This is a genomic window from Pseudomonas sp. NFACC39-1, assembly GCF_900110355.1.
Classification (GTDB): Bacteria; Pseudomonadota; Gammaproteobacteria; order Pseudomonadales; family Pseudomonadaceae; genus Aquipseudomonas; species Aquipseudomonas tehranensis.
Genome location: NZ_FODL01000009.1, coordinates 182,223 through 197,739 on the forward strand (window position 1 = coordinate 182,223; position 15,517 = coordinate 197,739).

Here is a 15,517-nt window from a genome sequence, read left to right on the forward strand (position 1 = left end):
GACCGGCCGCCTGCGGGCTTGAAAAAGCCCGCAATTGCCTTCATCTTGTGTTGCAAGCCTATCGGATTTGGATCGATCGAATGACTGACACCCGCAACGGCGAGGACAACGGCAAACTGCTTTATTGCTCCTTCTGTGGCAAAAGCCAGCATGAAGTACGCAAATTGATTGCCGGCCCCTCGGTCTTCATTTGCGACGAGTGCGTCGACCTGTGCAATGACATCATCCGCGAGGAGGTGCAGGAAGCCCAGGCCGAAAGCAGCGCGCATAAGTTGCCTTCGCCTAAAGAAATCAGCGGCATCCTTGATCAATATGTCATTGGTCAGGAGCGCGCGAAAAAGGTACTGGCCGTAGCGGTGTACAACCACTACAAGCGCCTGAACCAACGTGACAAAAAGAATGACGAGGTCGAACTCGGCAAGAGCAACATCCTGCTGATCGGCCCGACAGGCTCGGGTAAAACCCTGCTTGCCGAAACCCTGGCCCGTTTGCTGAACGTTCCGTTCACCATCGCCGATGCAACCACCCTCACCGAGGCGGGTTATGTGGGTGAGGATGTCGAGAACATCATTCAGAAACTGTTGCAGAAGTGCGATTACGATGTGGAAAAGGCCCAGATGGGTATTGTCTACATCGACGAAATCGACAAGATTTCCCGCAAGTCCGACAACCCGTCCATCACCCGGGATGTTTCCGGCGAGGGTGTGCAGCAGGCCTTGCTCAAGTTGATCGAAGGTACGGTGGCTTCCGTTCCGCCTCAGGGTGGTCGCAAGCATCCGCAGCAGGAGTTCCTGCAGGTCGACACGCGTAACATTCTGTTCATCTGCGGTGGCGCGTTCTCCGGCCTGGAAAAGGTTATTCAAAACCGTTCCACCCGTGGCGGCATTGGTTTCAACGCCGAAGTGCGCAGTAAGGAAGAGGGTAAGAAGGTCGGTGAATCGCTGCGTGAAGTCGAACCTGATGACTTGGTCAAGTTCGGTCTGATCCCGGAGTTCGTGGGTCGCTTACCGGTCTTGGCGACGCTGGACGAGTTGGATGAAGCTGCACTGATGCAGATTCTGACCGAGCCGAAGAATGCCCTGACCAAGCAATATGCCAAGCTGTTCGAAATGGAAGGTGTAGACCTGGAGTTCCGTTCCGACGCGCTGAAATCGGTTGCCAAACGAGCCCTGGAGCGTAAAACCGGTGCCCGTGGGTTGCGCTCGATTCTGGAAGGCGTATTGCTCGACACGATGTATGAGATCCCCTCGCAGTCTGAGGTGAGTAAAGTCGTGATCGACGAAAGCGTTATAGAAGGTAAGTCCAAGCCTTTGTATATCTACGAAAACAAAGAGCCGGCTGCCAAGGCCGCGCCGGACGCTTAAGCGTCCCGGTGCCGGAATAAAGAAGGGGCCTTCGGGCCCCTTTGCTTTTTGCGCGTTTTAGACGTGTCTTTGCGCTTGTTTTTTTTTAAGGCTGCCCCCATCTTGGTTTCAAGCTTACTTCCATCTGTTTCCGGCCTTGTGGCCGCCGTAGAGGCGAAATCATGAAGACAACCATCGAATTGCCTCTCCTGCCATTGCGTGATGTCGTGGTGTATCCGCACATGGTTATCCCGCTGTTCGTGGGGCGCGAGAAGTCTATCGAAGCCCTCGAGGCTGCGATGACGGGTGACAAGCAGATTCTTCTGTTGGCGCAGAGAAACCCTGCTGATGATGATCCCGGCGAAGACGCACTGTATCGCGTAGGCACAATTGCAACCGTTCTGCAGCTGCTCAAACTGCCTGATGGCACCGTCAAGGTCCTGGTCGAAGGCGAGCAGCGGGGCACGGTCGAGCGTTTCAGCGAAGTGGACGGCCATTGCCGGGCCGAAGTGTCGCTGATCGACGAAGTGGACGCGCCCGAGCGTGAGTCTGAGGTGTTTGTCCGCAGTCTTTTGTCGCAGTTCGAACAATACGTGCAGTTGGGCAAGAAGGTGCCTGCAGAGGTCCTGTCGTCGCTTAACAGCATCGACGAACCTGGGCGGCTGGTCGATACGATGGCGGCCCACATGGCCCTCAAGATCGAGCAGAAGCAGGAAATTCTCGAAATCATCGATTTGTCTGCCCGTGTCGAACACGTGCTGGCATTGCTGGATGGCGAAATCGACCTGCTGCAGGTCGAGAAGCGCATTCGTGGTCGCGTCAAGAAGCAGATGGAACGTAGCCAGCGTGAGTACTACCTGAATGAGCAGATGAAGGCCATTCAGAAGGAACTTGGCGATGGTGACGAAGGGCACAACGAAATCGAAGAGCTGAAAAAGCGCATCGATGCCGCCGGCCTGCCCAAGGATGCACTTGCCAAGGCCCAGGCCGAGCTGAACAAGCTCAAGCAAATGTCGCCTATGTCTGCCGAAGCCACTGTGGTGCGCTCCTATATCGACTGGCTGGTTCAGGTGCCTTGGAAGGCGCAAAGCAAGGTCCGTCTGGACCTGGCCCGCGCCGAGGATATTCTCGACGCCGACCATTACGGTCTGGAAGAGGTCAAGGAACGTATCCTCGAATACCTCGCCGTGCAAAAGCGCGTGAAGAAAATTCGCGGACCGGTACTCTGCCTGGTGGGACCTCCTGGGGTCGGTAAAACATCGTTGGCAGAGTCGATTGCCCACGCGACCAATCGTAAATTCGTGCGCATGGCCCTCGGTGGCGTGCGCGATGAAGCGGAAATTCGCGGTCATCGCCGCACTTATATCGGGTCGATGCCAGGAAGATTGATTCAAAAGATGACCAAGGTCGGCGTGCGCAATCCGCTGTTCCTTTTGGATGAAATCGACAAGATGGGCAGCGATATGCGCGGCGATCCCGCTTCCGCGCTGCTCGAAGTGCTCGATCCGGAGCAGAATCACAATTTCAACGATCACTACCTGGAGGTCGACTACGACCTGTCGGACGTGATGTTCCTCTGCACCTCCAACTCCATGAACATTCCGCCAGCGCTGCTGGACCGGATGGAGGTGATTCGTCTGCCGGGCTACACCGAAGACGAGAAGATCAACATCGCCGTCAAATACCTTTCGCCCAAGCAGATCCAGGCCAACGGCCTGAAAAAAGGCGAGCTGGAATTTGACGAGGAAGCGATTCGCGACATTATCCGCTACTACACCCGCGAGGCGGGTGTGCGTGGTCTGGAGCGGCAAATTGCCAAGGTCTGCCGCAAGGCGGTCAAAGAGCATGCGCTGGAAAAACGCTTCGCGGTCAAGGTCACTGCGGACCTGCTGGAGCACTTCCTGGGGGTGCGCAAATTCCGCTACGGCCTCGCTGAACAGCAGGATCAGATTGGTCAGGTGACTGGCCTTGCATGGACTCAGGTCGGTGGCGAGTTGCTGACTATTGAAGCGGCGGTGGTGCCAGGCAAGGGTCAACTGATCAAGACCGGTTCGCTGGGCGATGTGATGGTCGAATCGATCACCGCGGCGCTGACGGTCGTGCGCAGCCGCGCCCGGAGCCTGGGCATTCCCCTGGACTTCCATGAGAAGCGCGACACCCATATCCACATGCCTGAAGGAGCTACGCCCAAGGACGGCCCGAGCGCCGGCGTAGGCATGTGCACGGCCCTGGTGTCAGCGCTGACTGGCATTCCGGTGCGCGCCGACGTCGCCATGACCGGTGAAATCACTCTGCGTGGCCAGGTATTGGCCATTGGCGGCCTGAAGGAAAAACTGCTGGCGGCTCACCGTGGCGGGATCAAGATCGTGATCATTCCTGAAGAGAATGTCCGCGATCTGAAGGAGATTCCTGACAACATTAAGCAGGATCTTCAGATCAAACCGGTTAAATGGATTGACGAGGTCCTGCAAATTGCGCTGCAATACGCGCCGGAGCCCTTGCCGGATGTGGCTCCGGAGATAGTCGCGAAGGACGACAAGCGAGAGTCTGACTCTAAGGAAAGAATTAGCACGCATTAATACGCATTTGCCTGGGGGGCTTCCTTGACAGTTTTTTAGAGCCCTTGTTATAAAGCGGCTCTTAAGTGTCTGTAGGCCATTCAGCACTCGTTTTTGCTTTCACCAAAAAAAACTTAGAATCATCTCAAATAGATATAAGGGGACTTAGAGTGAACAAGTCGGAACTGATTGATGCTATCGCTGCATCCGCTGATATCCCGAAAGCTGCTGCTGGCCGTGCGCTGGACGCTGTAATCGAATCCGTCACTGGCGCTCTCAAGGCCGGCGACTCCGTAGTTCTGGTTGGTTTCGGCACCTTCTCCGTGACTGATCGCCCAGCGCGTACCGGCCGCAACCCGCAGACCGGCCAAACGCTGGAAATCCCTGCTGCCAAAAAGCCTGGCTTCAAAGCTGGCAAGGCATTGAAAGAAGCTGTTAACGACTAAGGTTTCATCGAGTTTATCCGGGTCGGGGTCATGCCTGGCTTGGCAGCGGAGCGGTCATACAGCCGGTTTGTAGCCGGTGTGTCACGCCAGGACTCGCGGGTTTGAGTCCGGTCCGCTCCGCCAGTTACGAGAAGGCGCATCCTCGGATGCGCCTTTCTTCTATCCGGATTCTACCCACGCTCCACGGTTGCCTAAATTTGAAGTTCAACCGTTTCTGGGGGACGCATGCTGCAGAATATCAGGGACAATTCACAAGGCTGGATTGCCAAAACCATCATCGGGGTCATCGTCGTATTGATGGCGTTGACCGGTTTCGATGCCATTTTTCAAGCCACCACCAACAGTAATGACGCAGCCAAGGTCAACGGCGAAGAGATCAGCCAGAACGAGCTGAGCCAGGCGGTCGACATGCAACGCCGCCAGCTCATGCAACAGCTGGGCAAGGATTTCGACGCTTCGTTGCTGGACGAAAAAATGCTGCGCGACTCAGCGCTCAAAGGCCTGATCGATCGCAAGCTGTTGCTGCAAGGCGCGCAAGATTCGAAATTCGCCTTCTCCGAAGCCGCGCTGGATCAAGTGATCCTGCAAACGCCTGAGTTTCAGGTCGATGGCAAATTCAGCGCCGAGCGTTTCGATCAGGTGATCCGCCAGTTGGGTTACAGCCGCATGCAATTTCGTCAGATGCTGGCTCAGGAGATGCTGATCGGCCAGTTGCGCGCAGGTCTGGCGGGAAGTGGTTTTGTCACTGACGCTCAGGTGTTGGCCTTCGCCCGTCTGGAAAAACAGACCCGGGATTTCGCCACCTTGAATATCCAGGCCGACTCGTCGACGGTGAAACTGACCGATGATGAGGTCAAGGCTTACTACGATAAGCATGCCAAGGAATTCATGACGCCAGATCAGGTGGTCATCGACTACCTTGAGCTGAAGAAGGCTTCTTTCTTCGATCAGGTCAGCGTCAAGGATGAAGACCTGCAAGCGGCCTATCAGAAAGAAATCGCGAATCTGTCCGAACAGCGTCGTGCTGCGCACATCCTGATTGAAGTGAACGACAAGGTCACCGAAGCCCAGGCCAAGGCGAAGATCGAAGAGATTCAGGCTCGTTTGGCCAAGGGCGAATCGTTTGAGGCGTTGGCCAAGGAGTTCTCCCAGGACCCGGGTTCTGCTAGCAACGGCGGCGATCTCGGTTATGCCGGTCCGGGGGTCTACGATCCGGAGTTCGAAAAAGCCCTGTATGCGTTGAGCAAGGATCAGGTATCGGCTCCGGTGCGTACCGATTTCGGTTTTCACCTGATCAAATTGTTGGGCGTCGAAGCGCCTGAAGTGCCGACGTTTGCCAGCCTCAAGGACAAGCTTGTCCGCGATTTGAAAACCCAGCAGGTTGAGCAGCGTTTCGTGGAGGCGACCAAGCAACTGGAGGATGCCGCTTTCGAAGCCTCCGACTTGGCACAGCCGGCTCAGGACCTGAAACTGACCGTCCACACTTCGGCGCCGTTCGGCCGTGAGGGTGGGGAAGGGATCGCGGCCAATCGCGCCGTGGTGACCGCCGCGTTCAGCCCGGAGGTACTGGATGAGGGTGCAAACAGCACCGCCATTGAACTGGACCCGGAAACCGTGGTGGTGTTGCGTGCCAAGGAGCACCGCAAACCTGAGCAGATGCCACTGGAAAGCGTGGACGGGGCCATTCGCGCTCAACTGGCGAAGGAACATGCCAGTGCGGCGGCCAAGACCCGGGCCGATGAGTTGATCGCCGGTTTGCGCGATGGCAAGACGGCCTTGGACAAACCTGTCGACGGTCAGAACTGGAAAGTCATCGAAGCGGCGACCCGAAGCCAGGAAGGTATCGACCCGGCGGTGCTGCAGGCATTGTTCCGGATGCCTAAGCCCGAATCGAAAGACAAGCCGACGTTCAGCAGTGTGACGTTGCCCGACGGCAGTCTGGTCGTCGTGCGTTTGAACGGCGTGAACGAAGCAGCGGCGCCGAGCGATGAGGAGAAGGCGCAATACCGCCGTTATCTCGCTTCTCGCGTCGGTCAGCAGGACTTCGCTGCCTACCGCAAGCAGTTGGAGAGTGAGGCGGACATCGAGCGCTTCTAAGTGCTCTGATGGTTTGTCCCACCACGACCCGGCCGAAAGGCCGGGTTTTTTGTGTCTGCTTGTTGCATCGGGCAGTATCTTCGTCGTTCCACCGAATTCGCGTCTTTTTCCCGCAAATAACCCCCAGTAGACTTGTAACCCGTTTGAGACAAGATTAGCCACGCGGCCTGGCAGCGTTCTGTTGCACAATACGCCCCGGATCGTTTTCCTCAGGATGTTCAATGTTCAAATCATTCCCTATGCGCACCGTCGGGCTGGCACTGGTGCTGGCCGCTGCAGCCGGTTGCTCGTCGAAGAAAACCGCTATCTACGAGCATGAAAACTTCGATGACTCTGGTACGTTCTCGCGTTCCTATTCAGTGAATGATGCGGCGACCTGCGAAGCCGGGCGCCGGGCATTGCTCAGCCAGGGCTACATCATTACCAGCAGCGATCCGAAGCTGGTCAGCGGTCATAAGAGTTTTCAGCAGACCGGCGAAACCCATATGGAGATCAGCTTCAATCTGGTCTGTGCTGAAGACAGTGGTCCCGGACACCGTGCGACCATGTTTGCCAACGCCTTGCAGGACCGTTATGCGCTGAAGAAAACCAACAACTCCGCCAGCTTGGGCGTGGGGGTGCTGGGATCGGTGTCGATGCCGATCGGCTCGTCCGATGATTCGATGGTCAAGGTCGCCAGCGAAACCGTGTCGTCGGCGAAGTTCTATGAGCGTTTCTTTGCCCTGGTGGAGTTGTTCCTGCCTCCCGAGGCGAAGAAACCCGTAGAGGAAACCGAAACGCCCAAAGCCGAGCTTGGCGTTCCGGAAGCCCAGGTCGCGCCAGCGGCGTTGTCACCGGTTTCTACTCCGGAGCCGGCACCGATGCCTGTACCTGCTCTTGCTCCAGAGCCGGTGCCGGCTCCCGAACCGACTCCAGCGCCAGTTGCGCCGGTGGAGGAAGCCACGCCCGCGCCTGCCGAGACTTCTCCGGCCAGTTCGGAGCCGGTCGCGCCGCCGGCAGAGCCCGCGCCTATCGCACCCAGCGAGCCTGAATCATCCGAGCCAGAGTCGTCGACGCCAGCCATTACACCGCCATCCTCCAGCGCCTTGCCGGCCCCTTCCGAGCCGATCCAGCCGCTTCCCGCCTCTTGATGCTCAGTGGCAAGGGTGGAAATCCCTTGCCACACCTGCACGCAGTAATTTCCCAGCGCTGTGCTACGTTTAATTCATGAAGCTTTTGCTTCATGTTTTGTTCATAAAGCGGCTTTATGCTGATTCCAGCGCCATCAGGCATCGGTTTCAACGTTACGTTATGGGAAGGATTCAAGATGGATGATTATCAGGAAGAGCTGCTGGAATATCAGGCGTATGAGCTTGATCCCCTGGAACCCGCCGAGGATGCAACAGAGCTGTAAATCCGCTACAAGCTGCACGTTATAAGCGGCAAGTTTGCAGCTTAACTGCTTCTCCTACTGCGCCGAAACTCGCCCGGAGTCTGGTTGTTCCAGCGCTTGAAGGCGCGTTGAAATGCCTCGGCCGAGGCGAACCCCAGCAGGTACGCGATTTCACCGAACGCCAGTTCAGTGTCGCGAATGTAGGTCATGGCCAGGTCGCGGCGAGTGTCGTTGAGGATTGCGCGAAATTGCGTGCCTTCTTCGGCCAGTTTGCGCCGCAGTGTCCAGGTGGGCAGCTTCAGACGCGTCGCCACTTCTTCCAGGTCGGGTTCCCGGCCACCATTGAGCAACGGCCCCAGCAGTTGGATGATGCGCTCGCGCAGGCTGCGGGTGCGCGTCAATTGCTCCAGCTCCCGTTCACACAACTGAACCAGGTGTCGCCAGGTGCCGGGGCAATGTTGGGGGTTGCGTTGGGCGAGACTGTCGAGCCCCAGGCGTAGCTGATTGTGTTCGGCACCGAACTGGATAGGGCAGTCACCGAGCGCGCGATAGGCCTCCAGGTATGCCGGTTCTTCGAACTCGATTTCCACACGTTCAGCCCGCAACGCGACAGCACTCACGCAGGACAGCTGCGCCAGCCAGCCAGCGATGATCGAATCCACGACGAAGCGGTTGTAGGCGTTATAGGGACTGATGGAATAGAACCGCAGCCATGCGCCTCGGGCATCTTCATGAAAACTCGACTGACCGCGATAGTTGGAGCCGTACAGCGGCTCAAAGCGGATCAAGCACCGCGCGGCTTCGCGCACCGTCGGTGCCTGGGCCGCTGTCACGCCTGCCAGCCCGGCCTGGCTCAAGCGGCTAAGTTGGCCCATGCGCAAACCCAAGGCAGGGTCTTGGGTCTGTTGGATGGCGGCGTGCCCCAGGCGCATGTAGCGCGGGATCGACAGACGAGCCCCGGGCTCGGCCAGGCGTGCCGCATCCAGCCCGTATTGTTCAAGCAAAGGCTGGGGATCGTGTCCATGGCTGGCAACCGCGTCGGCCAGGCTATGGACGAAGCTGACTGACAAGTCTCCCAGTCGCATCGGTTGCGGTTTCATGGTGTTACAGCCACAGATTCAGCAGACGGGCGCCACGAGCTTCACCGTCGGCGAAATGTTCGCCGTTATGGCTGACGAAACTCTGCCCGGCGCTGCCGCTGTCCCAGAACTGTCCTCGCAGGAAGACACTGACGCCGCCCTTGGCTTGGCTGATGGGCGGCTGGCTGGTCAGTGTCAGGCGATGCCAGGCCTGGCCTTCACTCACTTCCCCCGGTTTGAGGCTGACTTCGCTCGGTGTGGACAGGCCTCTGTAGCCACTCCAGGGTTTTTCCCAGCTATTGCGACCGTTGACAAAGGCGGGCACCGCCACCAGTTGCGCACCCTGTTCATTTAGCTGGCGATAATGAACCGGGTACCAACTGTCGCTGCCGATCAGCACGCCCAGGCGACCGGCCGGGGTGTCGACGACACCGACTGTGTCGGGATGGTCTGGCCCCAGCACGCCTTGTTGTTCGAACAAGGGATGCTGTTGGCGCTGTGGCTGGCCCAGCGGCCGACCGTCGCGGCCGAACACCACGCTACTGTTGTACAACGGGCCCCGGCCAACTTTCAGTTGGCCATCGCTGACGCTGGGCTCGGGCAGCACGATGGAGCCGGCCACCAGCGTCACGCCGAACTCCTTGGCGAGCCCTCCGAACAGTGCCTGGTAGTCACGGGCCATGGTGTCGGCTTTCATGCGCAGGTAAGCATCGTCCAGCCGGTTGTCACCTTTTGCGCCGACCAGCGCCCGGATGAACGCCAGCGGGTTGCTGACCGCCAGCCAGTTCATCGCTTCCTTCAACGTCGCGGCCTGATACAACTCGTCTTTTTCACCGACGATCATCAGCCAGGTGCCAATGTGCTCGGGCAACACCACCACGGTTTTGTCATTGAGCAAGCCTTGGTCACGAGCGGTTTGCAGATAGGCCGCCAGTTTGCGGTGCAGGCGTTTGGGGCTCTGGTAGTCGGTGGGGAACAGTTCGGGCTGGATGCCCAGCAAGTTGCCTTGATCGGCGGGTGTGCCCTGGTTCACCGCCAGGTTGATGCGAAGGTCTGACAGGTAATGACCCGCCGGACGATCCACCGTCCACAGTGCGTAGGTGATCAGGGCGGCAATCAAGGCCAGTGACAACAGCAGGTACAGAAGTTTGCGCATGGGGAACAGTCAGCGGCCGTGTGCGGATTCGCTGACTAGGGTAGGGCCCACGATGGGGTGTTGCCAAGGGGCGTTGCGCATTTGGATCATTAAGTTGTCAGTTACGGCCATTGAGCACGCAGCTTCCGGCTCTTAGGCTGTTTGGCATGACCGATGGAAGCCACAGAGCCTCCACATTTTTCCGTGATCGCCCGTTGTGGAGTTATCGATGACCGCCCCTCATTACCCGCACCTGCTGGCCCCGCTGGACTTGGGTTTTACCACGTTGCGAAACCGCACCCTGATGGGGTCAATGCACACGGGCCTTGAAGAAAAACCCGGTGGTTTCGAGCGCATGGCGGCGTATTTTGCCGAGCGCGCGCGTGGCGGCGTGGGGCTGATGGTCACCGGCGGAATCGGGCCGAACGACGAGGGCGGCGTGTACTCCGGCGCGGCCAAGCTGACCACCGAGGAAGAAGCCCTCAAGCACCAGATTGTTACTCGTGCCGTGCATGAGGCCGGTGGCAAGATCTGCATGCAGATTCTTCACGCCGGGCGCTATGCCTACAGCCCCAAGCAGGTAGCGCCGAGCGCGATCCAGGCACCGATCAACCCGTTCAAGCCCAAGGAGCTGGACGAGGAGGGGATCGAGAAACAGATCAGCGATTTCGTCACCTGTTCGGTGCTGGCCCAGAAAGCCGAGTATGACGGTGTCGAGATCATGGGCTCTGAAGGTTATTTCATTAACCAGTTCCTGGCGGCCCATACCAACCACCGCACCGATCGCTGGGGCGGCAGCTATGAAAACCGCATGCGCCTGCCGGTGGAAATCGTGCGTCGGGTGCGTGAGGCGGTCGGTCCCAATTTCATCATTATCTTTCGCTTGTCGATGCTCGACCTGGTGGAAGGTGGCAGCAGCTGGGATGAAATCGTTCAGTTGGCCAAAGCCATCGAGCAGGCCGGGGCGACGATCATCAACACCGGTATTGGCTGGCATGAGGCGCGGATTCCTACCATCGCCACCAAGGTTCCTCGGGCGGCGTTCAGCAAGGTCACAGCCAAACTGCGCGGCTCAGTGAGTATTCCGCTGATCACCACCAACCGCATCAACACCCCGGAAGTGGCCGAGCAGATCCTGGCCGAAGGCGACGCCGATATGGTGTCCATGGCGCGACCGTTCCTGGCCGATCCGGAGTTCGTCAACAAGGCTGCCGCCGGGCGCGCGGATGAAATCAACACCTGCATCGGCTGTAACCAGGCCTGTCTGGACCATACCTTTGGCGGCAAGCTCACCAGTTGCCTGGTGAACCCACGGGCGTGCCATGAAACCGAACTCAATTACTTGCCGGTCACCCAGGTGAAAAAAATCGCCGTGGTCGGCGCCGGTCCGGCCGGTTTGTCCGCTGCTACCGTGGCGGCCGAACGGGGGCATCAGGTGACGCTGTTCGATTCGGCCAGCGAAATTGGCGGCCAGTTCAACATCGCCAAGCGGGTGCCGGGCAAGGAGGAGTTCTTCGAAACCCTGCGTTATTTCAAACGCAAGTTGCAGACCAGCCATGTCGAGCTGTGTCTCAACACGCGGGTGGATGTGGCGCAATTGGTCGCGGGCGGTTTTGACGAGATCATCCTGGCCACCGGTATTGCGCCGCGGGTGCCGGCGATTCCTGGGGTGGAGCATGCCAAGGTCCTCAGCTACCTGGATGTGATTCTGGAGCGCAAGCCAGTGGGCCGCAGCGTCGCGGTGATCGGGGCCGGCGGTATCGGCTTCGACGTGTCGGAGTTCCTGGTCCACCAAGGGGTTGCCACCAGCCAGGACCGTGAAGCGTTCTGGAAAGAATGGGGGATCGATACCCTGCTCCAGGCGCGCGGCGGTGTGGCGGGTATCAAAGCCGAGCCCCATGCCCCGGCGCGACAAGTGTTCCTGTTGCAGCGCAAGAAGTCCAAGGTGGGCGACGGCCTGGGCAAGACCACTGGCTGGATTCACCGCACGGGCTTGAAGAACAAGCAGGTGCAGATGCTCAACAGCGTCGAATATCTGAAAATCGATGACCAAGGCTTGCACATTCGCATCGGTGAAACCGGCGAGCCGCAGGTGCTGGCCGTGGACAACATCGTGATCTGCGCCGGCCAGGATCCGTTGCGCGAGCTGCAGCAAGGTCTGGAGGATGCCGGGCAAACCGTCCACCTCATTGGCGGTGCCGACGTAGCGGCAGAGCTGGATGCCAAGCGGGCGATCAATCAGGGTTCGCGATTGGCGGCGCAGTTGTAAGGCACAAGATTGAAGCCACAATCCCCCTGTGGGAGCGGGCTTGCTCGCGATAGCGGTTAGTCAGTTGCATGAGCGTTTACTGACCCATCGCCATCGCGAGCAGGCTCGCTCCCACAAGGGGTTGCAATGAGCACAGACGCTGAGGTCATCCGCACCTTAGCTGTTAAGCTTGCGGCTCGTCCCGACTCGGCCTGCTGCAATGTTGCTTTCTTGCCTCGACTGGCGCCCCCAACCCCGCCTGGAACGCCTTCATCTGGGCTGGCTCGCCCGTGCCGGAGTTGAAGTGGCGGTGCTGCGTTTGGATCAGATTGACCCCCTGATCAGCGGCAACAAGTGGTTCAAGCTGGTTCACCATGTGCGCGCTGCCCATGAGACCGGTGCCCAGGGGATCATGAGCCTGGGCGGTGTCTATTCCAACCATCTGCATGCGCTGGCAGCGGCTGGCAAGCGCTTCGGGTTCCCAACGGTCGGGCTGCTGCGCGGCCATCCCCAGGACACGCCGACGGTCCTTGACCTCAAAGCGTTCGGCATGGATCTGCACTGGCTGGGTTATGGCGGATACCGAGGGCGGCACGCTGCGGATTTCTGGCAACCCTGGCACGCGCAATACCCGCACCTGCATCCGGTGCCCGAGGGCGGTTCAGGATTGTCCGGCGCGCAGGGTTGCATGGATTGGGTGGCCGGGGCCCGTGAACAATTGGCGGCGCTGCGTTGGGTGGATTATGACGGCTGGTGGTTGGCCTGCGGTACCGGGACCTCCCTGGCGGGGCTGGTGTTGGCTGAAGCGGGGGAGCGCCCGGTCTACGGCGTGTTGGCTGTGCCTCCGAATCACGGCGTGGCGCAACAGGTCGAAAGCATCGTGGGGCAAGCAGGTCTTTGCAACCCGCGTTATGAGTTGTTCGACGGCAGCCGTGGTGGCTTCGCCCGGATCGACGCCGAACTCGTCGCCTTCATCCACGCCACTGACGCTATCGAACTGGAGCCGCTGTATACCGGCAAGGCGTTGATGCTGCTCAAGGCCCGGGTCGAGGCCGGACAGTTTGCCCGCGGCACCCGCTTGATTTTCGTTCACACCGGCGGCTTGCAAGGCCGCCGAGGGTTTGAATAACCAGCGTCAACCGCGTTTGGGCATCATCCGCAGCAGGGTGTTATCGCGCACGATGTAGTGATGGTACAGCCCCGCCAGGGCATGCAGGCCAATCAGCCAGTAGCCAATGGTGCCCCCCAACTCATGCCAGCCCTCCAGTTGTTTGGCAAAGTCTTTGTCTTGATCGATCAGCAGCGGCAAGTCGAAACCATAGAACATCACCTGATGCCCTTCGGCACTGGTGATCAGCCACCCCAGCAATGGCATGGCGATCATGAACAGGTACAACGCCCAGTGCATCAGGTGGGCAATGAAGGTCTGCCAGGCAGGCGAGGCTGGAAAGATGGCTGGAGCCTTCCCCATGCTGCGGGCGAACAGGCGTAGCCAGACCAGCACAAACACGGTCAGGCCGAGCATGAAGTGAGCTTCTTTGATCAGCGTCCGGCCATCACTGCCCTTGGGGAATATCCCTCGCAGTTCGATGCAGGCATAAACCACGGCCAGTAGAATCAGCATCAGCCAATGCAGGGCCACCGTGACGGTACTGTAGCGGTTTTCCGAGCTTTTCCAGGGCATGCAGGTATCTCCAGTCATCAGGTAGAGCACCGTCTTGAGCGGCGTTGCGCGCTTACTGTAAGCCCGTTTTGTTGGCGTCGCTTGAGCCAGATCATTTTCGCCAGTATCAGGGTGTCAGGTCTGGGGGATTCAGGAGCCAGTCCAATAGCAGCCTGGTGTCTCGTTGGCCCTGCACCGGTTTCGCCTGCGTAGCCGGCTGCGCACCGCCAACATCGCCTACCCCCAGGCACAGCACCGGTCGGTCGGGGTCACCATCGAGAAAGCTCACCAGCACTACGCTGCCGGTCCTCAGGGCGGGGCCGGCGTTCGGCGTCAGGCGTGACACCGGCAACGTGATGCCTTCGTTATCCGGGGTCCACAGGCTGACAGTGACACGGCCGCGTTGATCGGGGCTTGTCGGCTGATCGCCAGGGTCGAGTACGTATGCCAGGTGATAGCCGGGGATGCAGGGTCTTGGATGCTTGAGGGCCGGCCTGAATACGGTGGACCATGGGATGGCCGAAAACCGGTTGCGGTAATCGCGGGTCGCCGGTGTGGGCGACAGGTTGGTTTCAAGGATGGAAAATTGCCGCCCGCGATGCTGGATATCGGTGATCAGCCACTGGTCGTTGAAGGTGGACTCCGGGTGTTCACTGATCTGCACGATATGGCCGCTGCGCAGGAAGGGTTGGTGGCTATGGCCTTGGATCTCCCGCTGTCGACAGCGCAGCCGCTCAAGTCTGCGGCGGCCGGCCTGGTAACGATGAGCCAACGTCGGATTGCTGCGTATCGTCTCGTGATTTTCACCTTCGAAGGCGTGATTGGCCGCGCTGTCCCCGGCTTGGCTTGTGTCGCGATCACTGAAGCCGACCGGCAGGCCATGGGTCATCGTACAGTGTCGCTGGTACACCTGCCTGATGGTTGGTTGCTGGCCGGGATCGGGGCGCAGGTTCAGTTCGACCGGACGGGCGGGAAAACTTTTCGGGTCTTCGGCGAACACCAGGACATGGCCATGAACGGTGTGTTCGAAGTGGTAATGAATGCCTTCTTCTTCACACAACCGGTGCAGCAACTCCAGGTCGCTCTCCTCGTACTGGATACAGAACGGGCGGCACGGGTACTGTCCATGGGGCAGTTCAAAGCGGTAGCTGTGGGCCGGCAGAGCATTGTCTTCCAGCAGTCGATGCAGGATCTGCACAGCGCTGAGTCGGTAGAAAACCCGTCGCCGTGGACCCTGTTCCAGGTGCTGGAGGTACGGCACCAGCGTCAAGCGATAGCCGATGCGGTGTGGGGCATGGCTCGTCACGCCGACGCTGTGCACAACGCCATGCACGCCGGATTCGCCATCGAGTCGCAGGAAGGCGGGCTGGTCCAGCAACGTGTCGGGATTGATCGGCGGCGACAGCCCGATCAATTCAAGGTCGAAACGGTAGGGCTGGTTGAGCGCTTCGCGACCGTTAAACCTCAGGACTTGCAGGCGCAAATCGCTTTGCGTGAGGGTCAGGCTGAAAGGACTTTCCGATTCGTTGCGCATCGCGGTTCTTACTGGCTGGGGAGATAAGTTCACGAGAGTACG

12 protein-coding genes are annotated in these 15,517 nt (G+C 59.2%); 8 read left to right on the forward strand and 4 right to left on the reverse strand.

Going from position 1 to position 15,517, the window contains the following annotated elements; genetic code table 11:
- Positions 1-80 precede the first annotated feature (80 nt).
- The 6 genes from clpX to BMY45_RS28220 all read left to right on the forward strand — a co-directional run bounded on the left by clpX (position 81) and on the right by BMY45_RS28220 (position 7,837).
- Entirely contained in the window at positions 81-1,364 is a 1,284-nt protein-coding gene (clpX, locus tag BMY45_RS20050) for an ATP-dependent Clp protease ATP-binding subunit ClpX (RefSeq protein ID WP_047228498.1), read from the forward strand.
- A 161-nt stretch (positions 1,365-1,525) separates the two neighbouring features.
- Positions 1,526-3,922, forward strand: coding sequence for an endopeptidase La (gene lon, locus BMY45_RS20055; RefSeq protein ID WP_092400572.1), 2,397 nt, complete (start codon positions 1,526-1,528; stop codon positions 3,920-3,922).
- A 149-nt stretch (positions 3,923-4,071) separates the two neighbouring features.
- On the forward strand, positions 4,072-4,347 hold the full coding sequence (locus tag BMY45_RS20060; protein WP_047228496.1) for an HU family DNA-binding protein: 276 nt from the start codon (positions 4,072-4,074) through the stop codon (positions 4,345-4,347).
- Between the two features lie 225 nt (positions 4,348-4,572).
- Positions 4,573-6,444, forward strand: a complete 1,872-nt coding sequence (locus BMY45_RS20070) for a SurA N-terminal domain-containing protein (protein ID WP_092400574.1) — start codon at positions 4,573-4,575, stop codon at positions 6,442-6,444.
- A gap of 221 nt (positions 6,445-6,665) precedes the next feature.
- On the forward strand, positions 6,666-7,574 hold the full coding sequence (locus BMY45_RS20075; protein WP_092400576.1) for a DUF2242 domain-containing protein: 909 nt from the start codon (positions 6,666-6,668) through the stop codon (positions 7,572-7,574).
- 116 nt (positions 7,575-7,690) lie between these two features.
- Positions 7,691-7,837: a hypothetical protein gene (locus BMY45_RS28220; protein WP_171061343.1), complete on the forward strand. Its 147-nt coding sequence runs from the start codon at positions 7,691-7,693 to the stop codon at positions 7,835-7,837.
- 41 nt (positions 7,838-7,878) lie between these two features.
- On the opposite strand, the gene BMY45_RS20080 is transcribed toward BMY45_RS28220, so the two are convergent.
- Entirely contained in the window at positions 7,879-8,916 is a 1,038-nt protein-coding gene (locus tag BMY45_RS20080) for an AraC family transcriptional regulator (protein ID WP_092400579.1), read from the reverse strand.
- Positions 8,917-8,920: 4 nt separating this feature from the next.
- Positions 8,921-10,051 carry a carbon-nitrogen hydrolase family protein gene (locus tag BMY45_RS20085; protein WP_092400581.1) on the reverse strand — a complete coding sequence of 377 codons (1,131 nt, stop codon included), beginning with the start codon at positions 10,049-10,051 and terminating at the stop codon, positions 8,921-8,923.
- Positions 10,052-10,259: 208 nt separating this feature from the next.
- On the opposite strand from BMY45_RS20085, the gene BMY45_RS20090 reads away from it, so the two are divergent.
- Positions 10,260-12,299, forward strand: coding sequence for an oxidoreductase (locus BMY45_RS20090; protein WP_092400583.1), 2,040 nt, complete (start codon positions 10,260-10,262; stop codon positions 12,297-12,299).
- Between the two features lie 199 nt (positions 12,300-12,498).
- Entirely contained in the window at positions 12,499-13,407 is a 909-nt protein-coding gene (locus tag BMY45_RS20095; RefSeq protein ID WP_092400585.1) for a 1-aminocyclopropane-1-carboxylate deaminase/D-cysteine desulfhydrase, read from the forward strand.
- A gap of 6 nt (positions 13,408-13,413) precedes the next feature.
- Here the strand turns inward: BMY45_RS20095 and BMY45_RS20100 are convergent, their stop codons facing one another.
- Positions 13,414-13,962, reverse strand: a complete 549-nt coding sequence (locus BMY45_RS20100; RefSeq protein ID WP_092400587.1) for a cytochrome b — start codon at positions 13,960-13,962, stop codon at positions 13,414-13,416.
- 106 nt (positions 13,963-14,068) lie between these two features.
- Positions 14,069-15,475: a type VI secretion system Vgr family protein gene (locus BMY45_RS20105; protein WP_092400589.1), complete on the reverse strand. Its 1,407-nt coding sequence runs from the start codon at positions 15,473-15,475 to the stop codon at positions 14,069-14,071.
- Positions 15,476-15,517 lie beyond the last annotated feature (42 nt).

Coding starts and splice junctions, on each gene's coding strand:
- clpX (WP_047228498.1), top strand. CDS start 81: ATGACTGACACCCGCAACGGCGAGGACAACGGCAAACTGCTTTATTGC.
- lon (WP_092400572.1), top strand. CDS start 1,526: ATGAAGACAACCATCGAATTGCCTCTCCTGCCATTGCGTGATGTCGTG.
- BMY45_RS20070 (WP_092400574.1), top strand. CDS start 4,573: ATGCTGCAGAATATCAGGGACAATTCACAAGGCTGGATTGCCAAAACC.
- BMY45_RS20075 (WP_092400576.1), top strand. CDS start 6,666: ATGTTCAAATCATTCCCTATGCGCACCGTCGGGCTGGCACTGGTGCTG.
- BMY45_RS28220 (WP_171061343.1), top strand. CDS start 7,691: ATGCTGATTCCAGCGCCATCAGGCATCGGTTTCAACGTTACGTTATGG.
- BMY45_RS20080 (WP_092400579.1), bottom strand. CDS start 8,916: ATGAAACCGCAACCGATGCGACTGGGAGACTTGTCAGTCAGCTTCGTC.
- BMY45_RS20085 (WP_092400581.1), bottom strand. CDS start 10,051: ATGCGCAAACTTCTGTACCTGCTGTTGTCACTGGCCTTGATTGCCGCC.
- BMY45_RS20090 (WP_092400583.1), top strand. CDS start 10,260: ATGACCGCCCCTCATTACCCGCACCTGCTGGCCCCGCTGGACTTGGGT.
- BMY45_RS20095 (WP_092400585.1), top strand. CDS start 12,499: ATGTTGCTTTCTTGCCTCGACTGGCGCCCCCAACCCCGCCTGGAACGC.
- BMY45_RS20100 (WP_092400587.1), bottom strand. CDS start 13,962: ATGCCCTGGAAAAGCTCGGAAAACCGCTACAGTACCGTCACGGTGGCC.
- BMY45_RS20105 (WP_092400589.1), bottom strand. CDS start 15,475: ATGCGCAACGAATCGGAAAGTCCTTTCAGCCTGACCCTCACGCAAAGC.